Source organism: Paenibacillus sp. J22P15 (genome assembly GCF_056269345.1).
In genome coordinates, this window is sequence record NZ_JBWDNT010000017.1 from 112,277 (window position 1) to 124,049 (window position 11,773).

The window sequence follows — 11,773 nt, forward strand, 5'->3', positions numbered from 1 at the left end:
CTGCTACTTCCTCCTTTTCCGCAAAATAGCACCCTGGGTCGTTTGTACACCATTAACGCCATCACCAATTGCAATAAATTCACTTTCCACGTTTTGCTCTTTCACTGCTTCATTCAGCCACTCCTGAAACTCCGCTTGCCCGAGCTCCCATTTATGATCATCATGTCGGAAGTCACTTAGCTCATAATAAGCATTAAACTCGGCATTGGGCGTCGTTAGCACAAAGTGATCAAAATCAACAAATTCGCATATTTCCCGAATAAGCGCCGCTGCCTCATCCAAACTCATATGCTCAATAACCTCGGTCAATACGACATCGACCTGCTCGCCATTATACGTCTCTAGGAAGTGTGCAATGGAAGCAAAGGTTGCAATGTTGTCCAGCTCCTTCGCTTTTGCCTTCCTTTGCACGATCTCAAGCAGCGGCTCATTAATATCAATTGCGTAATAGCTCGCTTCGATCTTAGACGCGAATGGAATGGCATAAAACCCCTCGCCACAGCCTACATCCAATATCGATTTATCGAACGGCAGCACACTCCCAATATAGCTTCTCCGCTGCTGTGCCGTTCCGCCAAAGGCCAGTTGAATCGCATAACGATCCGTTTGCTCCAGCTCTGATTTATACTTCTTAAACTTTTCTCTAGAAGAAAGGAAATTGCGGGCAAACAAGCTGCGTATATAGAAGGGAGCATCAATAATTTGAATGCTCTTCACATATTTGATCAAAATGTCATCGGAAATATCGATATACTCATCGCTGAACATCGATAGGAAAAGACACAATACACTTACGACATGCATCAGCTCGTATAAGGATTTATGTGTCTTGATCGTAAGTGAATAGCTCTTATGCGCTTGATGCACCGCTTCAAACGTATAGTCCGGAAGATGCTTCTCGAAAAAATGAATATACCGCACAAGCTCAATATGGATCATATTGATATGGAAGGTATGCTCGAATTGCTCCGTGTCACTTGTATGCTGTGCTTTCAGAGGCGCCGCAAAAAACTCGTTGATCGCTCCAAGCACAAACAGCGGTGTATTGTAGCGTGATACGTTCAAATATTCAAATTGATCCTGCCTATGCTGCTTATATGAAACCTCATTGTCAGCATCCTTGAAATAAACGTTAAATGTTGATTCATCTGTATACCAACCGTATGCCATTCCTTTACGAACGGCGCGCAGCAGCATTCCTGACTGCGGATTTTTTCTGATGACGAATGAAAAGCTTGGGTTCGTCGATTTCACTTGCACGATTGCCATCTTTACCTTCCCCTTACTTATCAATTAGAAGCAGCACCGTTTAACTCCATACCTCATGCAAAGCGCTGCGAAATAAATCATCGAGCTGTGTATCCTGAGCACCTTCTCCTTGTCCCAAGGCAAATGCGATTTGTTCGAAATGAGCGATTCTGTCCTCCAAATAAAGATTAATAACATGAAGCCTAGGTTCAAAATCGAGCTCCTCGCCCGCTTTCTTCCGTCTTAATAGCTGCTCAATTGTTGAGAGAAGCTCGCTCTGCTCGGGAATAAGCGCCTCTACCAATCGATCAAATTCAATCGGGGGCATCGTGTTATATTTCTCTATCCAGCCGCAAGCAAGGATAGGCCTTAACACGTAGAAGTATTTTTTAATTTTCACGAAATCTCCCTGCAGGTACTCTCTGTAGTTTCTCTTTGCCATATGGAGATAATGGTACATGCATGACTTAGGCGAGAAGGTTAATGGAGAGACACTGCGGATTTGCTTGGCGACCGAATATTTCGTAAAATACGGAATCGGTGATTGCAGCCATTCGAGCAGAGGCGGGTTTGATTTACGAAACAGATTAAGCGCTTTGCGTAAATCCCATCCGTTAATATCGAGCAGTTGACTGATCGGTCGTTCAATCACATCTCTTTTGTCAAAGATTGATAAGTACCATTCCACCGGTCTGACATAGATGAACCGAACGTCATAATCACTGTCTTTGGAAGGGAAGCCCCACGCCCTGCTGCCCGATTCACAGGCGTATAGAATACGAACCTGCTCCTCTTGCTCGATCTTCCCAAGCTCTAACAAAATATTTCCATGTATATTGGTCATTCCAGACACTCCTTTATGTAGCTTCTTCACAAAAAAAGACTATGGACGTATTCGTCCATAGTCTAGTAAAGGAATAGGCAGCGATACGGCTAACACGAAGTCAGCGCATCCTTCCCTTCCATTATGGAACGATGGGTCCGAAGAGTACAGCTATTCTGTTTGTAGATGCACAAAAAATTAGATTCCTCATTCACGTTTAATAACTGATTTTCTAGATATTGGTTAAACATTCTCCTCGTCCCCCTTCTTTTCCTCTATTTAAATTCCTTTTACAGCAGCAAGCGGCTTACATTTCGCAACAACCTGCGCGAGCCCAGCTCCTACTACACTCTCAATAATTTGATCGACGTCCTTGTATGCCTGCGGAGATTCATCAACCAGCGACTCCATCGAGCGTTGATTCACGACGATTTCATCATTTGCCCCTACACGCATTGCAGCAACGACCTCTTCAACCGATATCAGCTGTTTCGTCGCATTTCGTGACCTGATTCGGCCTGCTCCATGACAGATCGAGTAATGATTTGCCTTGCCTTCCGAGCTTCCGACCATAATATACGAGGACGTTCCCATTGATCCTGGGATAAGAGCGGGATGTCCTGTACTGCGGTATGGATCTGGATTATCCGGATGTCCCGCAGGAAGCGCTCTTGTCGCACCCTTGCGATGAACAAAGTACGATTGCTCATCCTGCTCTTCCTCCCATGCGTAGTTATGCATGAGGTCATATAGTGTCCGAAGTTCAAATTTGGAGCCGAACACATCCTTGCCGGCCTCTCGCACCGCATAAGCAATCAAGTGACGATTCACAACCGCATAATTTAAGGCGGAGTACATGAGATTGACATACGTTTGTCCGAGCGGGTGCGAGAGCGGGGCATAAAGCAGCTTCGGATCCGCGGTGCCTATTCCTTCATGACGCATCATTTTTGCAATGTCCGTACTGCAATATTGACTAACCGCTCCGCCCCAAGCGCGTGAGCCGGAATGAATCATAACGACAATCTGACCGTCATACAGTCCCCACGCCTCTGCAATTTCACGGTTTTCCTCGGCGATTTCAATCGCTTGAATCTCTACAAAATGATTGCCGCCACCAAGTGTGCCCAGTTGGCGATGCGAGCGATGCCAGACCGCTTCGGGAAACTTATCTAACACCTCTTCATCAAAGTCAAAGCGGCTGCTCTCAACGTGTGTCAGTGAGGTTGCTTTGCGCGGTGTGTAGGCATCGGGGATATATTTTTTCGGCAAGCCGTGCAAGCCTTTCTTCACGATATTTTCCAGTCTGATATCTGAGAAATACCCTCTTGCATGCTCCTCGATCGGCATATACTTCTCAATGGCTCTGACCAGCTTTCGCCTAAGCTTTACTTCCTTCAAATCATCCTTATGAAGATTCGTGAGCTGTACGCGCATCCCGCAGCCGATATCACTGCCTACAATCGAAGGGGATACGTAGCCATCACTCGATTTCCATACTGCCGTTGTCCCAATGCAGGTTCCTACACCAACATGGACGTCAGGCGTGTAGCTCATATAAACTTGATTCGGAATTTGTAAGTTGTTATTCGCCATTTCAAATACTTTATAATCTAAGGATCCGAATAGCTCCGGTCCAGCATAAACATGCACCTGCCCTGATGGCAGCTTCACTTGTTGATAATACGTTTCTTTCATATCTGGTTATCTCCTCAAAATCAAATGAACACAAAAAAGCCATGGACCTGTAAATGTCCATGGCTTTACTTGCGCCTTTATTTCCTAAACTCTGCAGCAATCAGCATACAAAATTTTAGAAAATAGTCACAGGCCCCGTAGAGGCCGATGAAATAGACTTGCTATATTTAGCTGCGTTACGTTCTAAATTTTGTACGAACATTGTCATCGACCTCCATTCATTTGATTTACATCATGATAATCTGTATAACCAACAATTGTCAACCCTTTTATAGAAATCCAACTAAATTGGTTTCACTATAGGAGTAAAGCCAGCCCCTCGAAATTAAAGTGAAATATGCTATGATTTAAGAAATCTTGTACGACGAAAGGAAGTTTTAGAATGGATGCCCTAACTCAACCCCCGATTGTAAAGGCAGAAATGCTTATTAGAAAACCCGTCGAAGAGGTTTTCCAAGCTTTTATCGACCCAGCAATCACTACGAAATTTTGGTTCACAAATAGCAGTGGAAAACTAGAAAAAGGAAAAACTGTCCAATGGGATTGGGAAATGTACGGCGCTTCGGCAGGCGTTGATGTAATAGATATCGTAGAAAACAAGCGAATCCTTATCGATTTCGGCTCCGCAGTCGAGTGGGTGTTTATTCCACGGGCAGAGAATGAAACCTTTGTCACGATTATCAACTCTGGGTTTGCTGGAACTGCGGATGAAAAAGTAGAGCAAGCGATCGATTCCATGGGAGGATTCTCGATGGTACTCTGCGGCCTTAAAGCACTTCTTGAGCATGGCATCCGCTTGAATCTTGTAGCTGATAAGGCTCCGGACGCCCATGTTAATCGTTAACTAAATCAAACAGCGGCAATCTAGGTGTTTAAATTCAATCCCTAGTTTGCCGCTGTTATTTTCACTTACATCCTAATCAAACTTATAAATGAGCCAATAAGTTCTCTCGTACCTCAGCCAGCGTCAGATCACGCACCAGCTTTCCATCCTCAAATACGACCTCAAGCTGATCCTCTGCTTTGCGCGCCTCATATTCTGCTGCGCTCAGATTATCGGTAAATGTAAGCTTTCCATCCTTCTCCGTGACCAGAACAAGTCCAGTTTGCGATTTCTTCACGCCGTTATCGGTTTTGGGGTCCTTATATATTTTGCGTTCCTCGCCATTCACAATCGTAAACGTCGATTTTAAAGCGAAGCCAAACGTATCCCGCGTGTTGTACTGATAAGTAAACGATCCAATACCAAAAACCATATTCGTCGAAGCAAAGCCCTTGGCCGCCAGCTTCTCGCAAATCTCACTGCAGCGAGCAATCGTAATCGCATCGCCATAAATCGCGCCAATGTGGCTATCCAGCTGTTTATAACCCTTCTCAGTAACCGTTCCGCCAAAAATATCCCAAAGGATTTCAATTACGCCTTTACGCTCGAATTCACTTTCTCCAGCTGGATCACCGCAAATGATTTTGACCGGATCTCCACTGTCAGGGCGAATAACAACTTTACCATCTCTGCTCATAATATCGTCCTTCAAGCCGCGGATGACCACATCCAGCACGCTCCACAAATCCCATGTGTCCGAGACAATCGAGACGAAGCCGTTTGGATACACCTCTTTGATCAAATAACGGTACGATGCCATCTCGTCACGTCCGTGCGCACACATTACGCTGTGCTCCGTTGCCGGGATCGACGTACCAACCAATTCCTTCTCAATATTCGCATTATAATAATTTTCCAAATACAAAATAGCTGGTATCGTGTCTGTGCCTGTGAACGAGAGAAGATGTCCTGCGCTGCTGCCAAGTGCCGACTCCAGCGCGCCCATGCCGCGCATCGAGAAATCATGCCCTTGAAACGGAACACCTGCTGTCTCGCCGTTAGTCTGAAGCGCGTAGCCTTCTAATATTTTACGATATTCGAAAGCTAGTGTAGCACTAGTAGCAGGCATCCATAGCTGGCACGACATCAGCGTCTCTAAATAATTCGTTAGCCAGAAAAACTCAGGTTTCGTATTCTCTATGGTCAGCATCGGCACCCTTATAGGAACTAACGCACCTTCCTTAATCGCTTTGATTTTGATAGGCAAGTATCCAAGAGCATGCAGCTCCTCAATATGCGAAGCATCGGGATTCGGTTCGCCAAGTGCAAATTGAATGAGCCGTTTGTATTCTTTCACTACCTCTTCCTTTGTTCTAGCAAAAAAATGCTCGTTAAAATAATCAATAATATATTGTTTAATAAACGATTGGAAGCCGAAAGCAACGACTTCGTTAATATTGTCTAATCGGCTTGTGCGTGCGGTCCAGGTCGAGTAAACGAGCTCTGTTCCTTTTGGATACTGATTTTTATGGCTTACCTTGTAAAAGTCACATAGCAGCGTAGCTGGATAAACGAATGTTTGAGTCATCTTATAGGCCTCCCATTTCGTATATATGAATTTTGTCATGCTCTGATTTGCCCAGGATGGTATCCGTCGTAAAAACTTTATCAATAAGATCAGATTCTAGTATTTTCCCTTTATAGATCGAATGCTCACAGTGTCCAACCAGCAAGTAGATATGAACGGCTCCCAGTTCCTTCAGCTTCTCCGCGCTAAGCATGAACGTACCTCCATAGGAGCATAAATCATCAACGATAATAGCCTTAAAGCCTTCATGCGGGGCATGCCCGACGACATCGAGGCTCTTAATTTGGCCCGTCTGGAAGTCCCTTTCCTTATAACCTACTAACTGCTTATAGCCTTGCACCTTGCTGTAACGCTTCTGTGCCCCTGCATCTGGGAAAAAAAGATAATCCTGCTCAGGATCGAAGCCTACTTCGGATACGACTTGCTCCAATAGCTGAATCGTTGGATACTTTCCGTTACTTCGATCGATCAGCGCCAGTGAAACATCCGAATGCGGCTCAATAATCTTCACCGACTCAAAATCCATGCTATTGATAAAAGCTGCTGTATATTTGAGCGTAAACGCTGATGTTCCTTCCACGCGATCCATTCGGCTGTAAGGCAAATAATAAATGGTCAACGTACATTTAGCGCGTCGATCATCAAGGTAGCTCTTGATGAACATGAGCTTAACAAGGTCACCATCATTCTCATACTTCCACACGAGCGTATTGAATTCCGCCATATGCGTTAGTATTTCATCCCCATTAATAAGCGTCTCCCCATTCGGAAACTGCTTTAAACTAAGCTCCACTCCATTAAACCTAAGCATGACACCACTCTCCTCGTATACATTCAGCTATAGATAGACAATGTTGGCTCTTCTTTCGTAAAACAATACAATTGTGCTGCTCGCTGCGAGTATTGATTGGAATGCTTCGGAGCCCCATGCTCATCCAACGCTTCTTCAATAATCGTGCTGCGACTCTTCGTTGACGTCAGCTTGCGAATGAAATTCGGCTCTTCAAAGTCTGGCACGACCGTCTGTATAACTTGGTACAGCTCGCTAAGTGTAAACTCATCTGGAAGAAATTCCTTCGCAATGGTCGTGGTCATCATCTTCTTGCGAATCCCGTGCAGCGCATCGGACAAAATTTGTTTATGATCAAATGCAAGGTCCATCTGAAGCGCTTCTTCTACAGAGAATAATTGCACGTCAGAGGCATCCACCGCCGCTGCCCTATGTGCTAGCACCCGTTCATTAACTAGCGCAAGGAAAGCATGCGAGATAATCCATCCTCTTGGATCACGACCAGGAGCGCTATACACGTTAAAATATTCGATATGCACATCTGCAACTGCAGTCTCTTCCTGCAGTTCACGCCTTGCGCATTCGTATACCGTTTCATTTTCCAACGTAAAGCCGCCTGGAAGCGCCCACTTCCCTTCGAATGGCCAAATATTCCGCTTAATGAGCAGCACATGCAGTTCTCTTGTCGGCAGAGCCTTCTTAGTAGACTGTCTTTCCGTTGATACAATTGTAAAGATAACAATATCTGATGGTGCGCCATCGGGTGATCGGTATTGGCTGGCAGCATAATTGGATTCGTTTTCGACCATTTTTGTTGCACTCCTGATTAGTATTATGATTATGATTTCGATTTGATATTATCATAATGACATTATCAATTTACTTTGTCAATGTATTTTGTAAAATATAGGCTATAAGTCACAGCTTTACATTGCAAAAAAAGAAGCGGCTGCTCGCCGCTCCCTCCTTTTATCGCGTATTCACATCGGTTTATTATTGTGCATCTGCTGGGTAAACAAGCCCGATCTGCTTTCTGGCCTCATCCATAATTTCCATCGTCACAAGTGAATTCTCAAAGGAATTCACCGATGACTCCGTACGTCCTTCTTTAATCAGCTCGATAAATTCCTTCGCCTCGTAATACATCGACTTGCTGTTTGTTTGCTGTGAAATATCCTCTTTCGTTCCATTGCGGTACTGGATTTCCACTTTTCCGATCTCACTGATCTTGTCAATGATAATACTGCCTTTCTCACCTTGAATCTCAGAGGGAAGCGAGGAATGTGTAATCTTAGAATACATAATAACCGCGTCCATATTAGGGTATTGGAGAACAATGCTTCCTTCACCATCAACACCGGAAGCCAGCATGACACCTGTAGCTTTGACGACATCCGGCTTGCCGAATAACGCAACAAGCGGATAGATGCAATAAATGCCCAGATCCATCAGCGCTCCGTTTGAGAATATTGGGTTAAAAGCATTAAGCACCGTACCCGCCTTGTACGCATCATACCTAGAAGAATACTGACAGTAGCTCGCGAAATAACGCCTTACCTCTCCAAGCTTCTCCATATTGTCTTGTACAGCCTTAAAGCCTGGAAGCACCGTCGATTTCAATGCTTCCATAAGCAGTACACCGTTTTCTTTAGCTGATGCGATCATCTGCTGCAGCTCGTGAACATTCGAAGCTATCGGCTTCTCACAAAGCACATGAATCCCATGCTTCATACAAGCAATCGCATGGCGAGCATGAAACGAGTTGGGGCTTGCAATATAGACGGCATCAATTAGTCCGCTGGCCGCCATCTCTTCAATATCCGTAAACGTTGCTGCATTATTGTATTTCCCCGCGAAAGCCTCCGCCGTTTCTAGCGAGCGTGAATAGACAGCTGACAGTGTAAAGTCTTCAACCTCGCTTGCCGCTCCGATAAATGCCTCCGTAATCCAGTTTGTTCCGATTATGCCGAATCTTATCATAGCAATCTCTCCTTGATATTGTTTATTGGCTACTCTTTTATTATCATTTAGGTCAGATAAACAAATACTTCTTCTGCTTATTATAGCCATGAGAATGAGTACATGTCCAAATGAATCACATCAGCTTTTGACAATTTGTATTATTTGTATTAGTATGTGTAATACAAATTACAATTTGTTTTATGGGGGTGATCCGATGATTATGAAGCTTGATTTGGGCAGCGATATACCAATCTACATACAGCTCCGCAACCAAATCGTCATCGGAATTGGCGTAGGCGGGCTTGAGTATGGTGAAAAATTGCCTACAGTAAGGCAGCTCGCTGATGATTTAGGAGTAAATGCAATGACGGTAAACAAAGCTTATGCCCTTCTCAAAAACGAGGGCTACATTTCCATTGATCGCCGCCATGGTGCAAAAGTATGTACGGTATGGAATAAGCAAGCGGATTTCAGCCACAAGCTAGAGTGTGAATTAATGCTTGTCATATCTGAGGCTAGTCTTAAAGGAGTCGCGCAAGAGGAATTTATGCAGATTTGCTCGAACATCTTTAGTGCCGCAGTAAGCAAAAATCATCCCCTTCTAGAATAGGAGACATTTTATGAACAATATTATTGTAATTATTCCAGCGGTTTTGGCCTATATCATTATTCTTGCCGTGTTTCTGAAGGGAGCAGCACCGAGCAATCATATCTTATTTGGCGTTACGCTGCCATCCCACGCTCTCGAGGATAAGGAAATTAAACAGCTCCAGCATGAATACAAAAAAACATACCTTGTGTACGCAGGCATCTCTTTGCTAAGCTTTATACCTTTTTTTATACTTGGGCGGTATTTCTCTCTGACCTTTATTTACTTGTTGCTTTGGTTTGCAGCCTTCATCTATACATCCAAACTCCCCTTCAACAAAATACATCGTAAAGCCGCTGCGCTTAAACGGGAGAAACAATGGTATGTCGGAGAAAAACGGGTCATTCACATCGACACCAAATTAACCCAGCTCAAAAAATCGATGCTCATATCTCCCTATTGGTTTTTGATTCCGGCACTTCTGTCTGTCGTCCCTATCATTATTTCCTTTCTAAACTCGAACGTTCTCTTAAAAATGACAGGAATCGCATCGCTTGCGATGACAGCTGTCCTATTCATCATTTACACCGCTTTTGGCAAAATGAAAACGAAGGTATATAGCGAGAACCACGACATCAATGCCGCCATTAACCTAGCAGCACGACGCTATTGGTCGATTCTTTGGCTTTGCCTTGCTATATTCGAGAGCATTAACGCTTTCGTAGCGTATATGATTTTGACACAGGGAAGCTCAATGAGCGACTCACAATGGATGATGGGAATTATTATGGTATCCCTTGTACCGCTCGGCAGCATCTACTTTGTACATAATAAGGTACGCGCTTTAGAGGAAAGTCTAGCAAATACTGACGGTAAAGCGATTATTACCGATGATGACGCCTACTGGATCAATGGATCAACTTATTACAATCCAGATGATAAGACTGTTATGGTTCCTAAGCGACTTGGAATCGGTACTACAGTCAACATGGCCACTCGCGGCGGAAAATGGATTCAATACGGCGTGATCATACCTGTTCTTGCGATCATCATTCCATTGACTGCTTTTGCGGTACAATCCGATTATACGGCTCCCACTTTGACCATCGAGGAGAACGGCACCGTAAACATCGATTCCCCGCTGTACGACTACAGCTTCAATATGAGCGATGTAAAAGAGATTACGCTTGAAGAGGAGCTGCCCAGTGGGTTCAGAACGAATGGTACAGCGACGGCTGAGTATGCGAGAGGTAACTTTTCATTAGGGAAACTTGGAGATGCCAAGCTTTATGTATTCAAAAACTCGCCGCCGTACATCTTCATCAAACTAGACAACTTAACTGTAGTTTTCAATGATAAGGATGCTGCCCAGACCAAAGCACTCTTCGATCAACTAACTGCGTTCCTTCCTTAATCATTTACTACTGTTAGCTTGAGCTGAAGGAACCGCCAAATACAAACTGCTCTAGAGTTGCTAGTGATTGCTCATTTAGAGGGATGGAGTTGTCAAAATAAAGCGCAGAGGACGCTGGAATGTTCCATTTCAACTCTCTCCTCGCTAGCGAAGGGCTAAACTCGTTCCAGTTATTTATTTTGTGTTGATCAAGTACTAGCCCTCTATCCTTAATTCGCTCGTAATGCAGCTGTTCATCACGAAGATAAACAAATACAACCTTTACATCAACATCTGATATCGAGGCCCCGATTGCTGAGAGCTCTTGCTCTATCCAATCCGGGGCCTCTGTTTCTTTCGTAAAAGGCCCAATAACAAATATATCCCCGCCATTTTCTATATTCTCCAGTGCAGCATCCATCGTGATGCGGTAGCCTAAATCACGACATAAAGCCTTGTAGCTTTCAGAATCCCTATCACTTGGATCAAGCCCTGCCTGCTTCATAAGCACTGTCGCTGCCGGACGGAGCACCGTATCCATATCAATGAAGGCTACTCCCCTCCTCTTGCCCAAGGCCTTCGCCAATGTCGTCTTACCGGCTCCTGCACCGCCTACAAAAAATACTAATTTACGCATGAATCCGCCTCCTTTGATTCTGTAGAACGTAATCCTCGGCTATAGGCTTGTTATAGCTACATACATAACAAAAAAACACCCTGCATGCAAGGTGTTTTGGATGTAAAAGTTTGGAGCGGAAGACGGGAATCGAACCCGCGACCCTCGCCTTGGCAAGGCGATGCTCTACCGCTGAGCCACTTCCGCATATAAATGGCTGGGGATTCAGGGATCGAACCTGAG

11 protein-coding genes and 1 tRNA gene are annotated in these 11,773 nt (G+C 44.5%); 3 read left to right on the top strand and 9 right to left on the bottom strand.

The genetic code is table 11. The features are described from left to right. Positions 1 to 3: 3 nt before the first annotated feature. From AC0YN6_RS24455 to AC0YN6_RS24465, 3 genes are all read right to left on the bottom strand, one after another. A complete protein-coding gene (locus AC0YN6_RS24455; protein ID WP_475750071.1) occupies positions 4 to 1,269 on the bottom strand; it encodes a methyltransferase domain-containing protein in 1,266 nt (421 codons plus the stop codon). 40 nt (positions 1,270 to 1,309) lie between these two features. Then, positions 1,310 to 2,092 (bottom strand): nucleotidyltransferase domain-containing protein, encoded by a 783-nt coding sequence (locus AC0YN6_RS24460; protein WP_475750072.1) that lies wholly within the window; start codon positions 2,090 to 2,092, stop codon positions 1,310 to 1,312. A 258-nt stretch (positions 2,093 to 2,350) separates the two neighbouring features. Beyond that, complete coding sequence (locus AC0YN6_RS24465) at positions 2,351 to 3,769, bottom strand: RtcB family protein (protein ID WP_475750074.1); 1,419 nt, start codon at positions 3,767 to 3,769, stop codon at positions 2,351 to 2,353. A gap of 382 nt (positions 3,770 to 4,151) precedes the next feature. Here AC0YN6_RS24465 and AC0YN6_RS24470 point away from each other — a divergent pair, with 382 nt between their 5' ends. Beyond that, positions 4,152 to 4,613, top strand: coding sequence for an SRPBCC family protein (locus AC0YN6_RS24470; RefSeq protein WP_475750075.1), 462 nt, complete (start codon positions 4,152 to 4,154; stop codon positions 4,611 to 4,613). Positions 4,614 to 4,695: 82 nt separating this feature from the next. On the opposite strand, the gene AC0YN6_RS24475 is transcribed toward AC0YN6_RS24470, so the two are convergent. The 4 genes from AC0YN6_RS24475 to AC0YN6_RS24490 form a co-directional block, all read right to left on the bottom strand. Further along, positions 4,696 to 6,180, bottom strand: a complete 1,485-nt coding sequence (locus AC0YN6_RS24475; RefSeq protein WP_475750077.1) for a nicotinate phosphoribosyltransferase — start codon at positions 6,178 to 6,180, stop codon at positions 4,696 to 4,698. Position 6,181: 1 nt separating this feature from the next. Beyond that, positions 6,182 to 6,991, bottom strand: a complete 810-nt coding sequence (locus AC0YN6_RS24480; RefSeq protein WP_475750079.1) for a ribose-phosphate pyrophosphokinase — start codon at positions 6,989 to 6,991, stop codon at positions 6,182 to 6,184. A 23-nt stretch (positions 6,992 to 7,014) separates the two neighbouring features. Then, positions 7,015 to 7,779 (bottom strand): NUDIX domain-containing protein, encoded by a 765-nt coding sequence (locus AC0YN6_RS24485; protein ID WP_475750080.1) that lies wholly within the window; start codon positions 7,777 to 7,779, stop codon positions 7,015 to 7,017. 184 nt (positions 7,780 to 7,963) lie between these two features. Next, a complete protein-coding gene (locus tag AC0YN6_RS24490) occupies positions 7,964 to 8,950 on the bottom strand; it encodes a Gfo/Idh/MocA family protein (protein WP_475750082.1) in 987 nt (328 codons plus the stop codon). Between the two features lie 196 nt (positions 8,951 to 9,146). On the opposite strand from AC0YN6_RS24490, the gene AC0YN6_RS24495 reads away from it, so the two are divergent. Beyond that, on the top strand, positions 9,147 to 9,542 hold the full coding sequence (locus AC0YN6_RS24495; protein ID WP_475750083.1) for a GntR family transcriptional regulator: 396 nt from the start codon (positions 9,147 to 9,149) through the stop codon (positions 9,540 to 9,542). Positions 9,543 to 9,552: 10 nt separating this feature from the next. Next, positions 9,553 to 10,935: a DUF5808 domain-containing protein gene (locus AC0YN6_RS24500; RefSeq protein ID WP_475750085.1), complete on the top strand. Its 1,383-nt coding sequence runs from the start codon at positions 9,553 to 9,555 to the stop codon at positions 10,933 to 10,935. 13 nt (positions 10,936 to 10,948) lie between these two features. Here AC0YN6_RS24500 and AC0YN6_RS24505 read toward each other — a convergent pair whose 3' ends face one another. Continuing rightward, positions 10,949 to 11,551, bottom strand: a complete 603-nt coding sequence (locus AC0YN6_RS24505) for a P-loop nucleotide/nucleoside kinase family protein (RefSeq protein ID WP_475750087.1) — start codon at positions 11,549 to 11,551, stop codon at positions 10,949 to 10,951. Positions 11,552 to 11,662: 111 nt separating this feature from the next. Further along, a tRNA-Gly gene (locus tag AC0YN6_RS24510) sits at positions 11,663 to 11,737 on the bottom strand. Between the last annotated feature and the right edge of the window lie 36 nt (positions 11,738 to 11,773).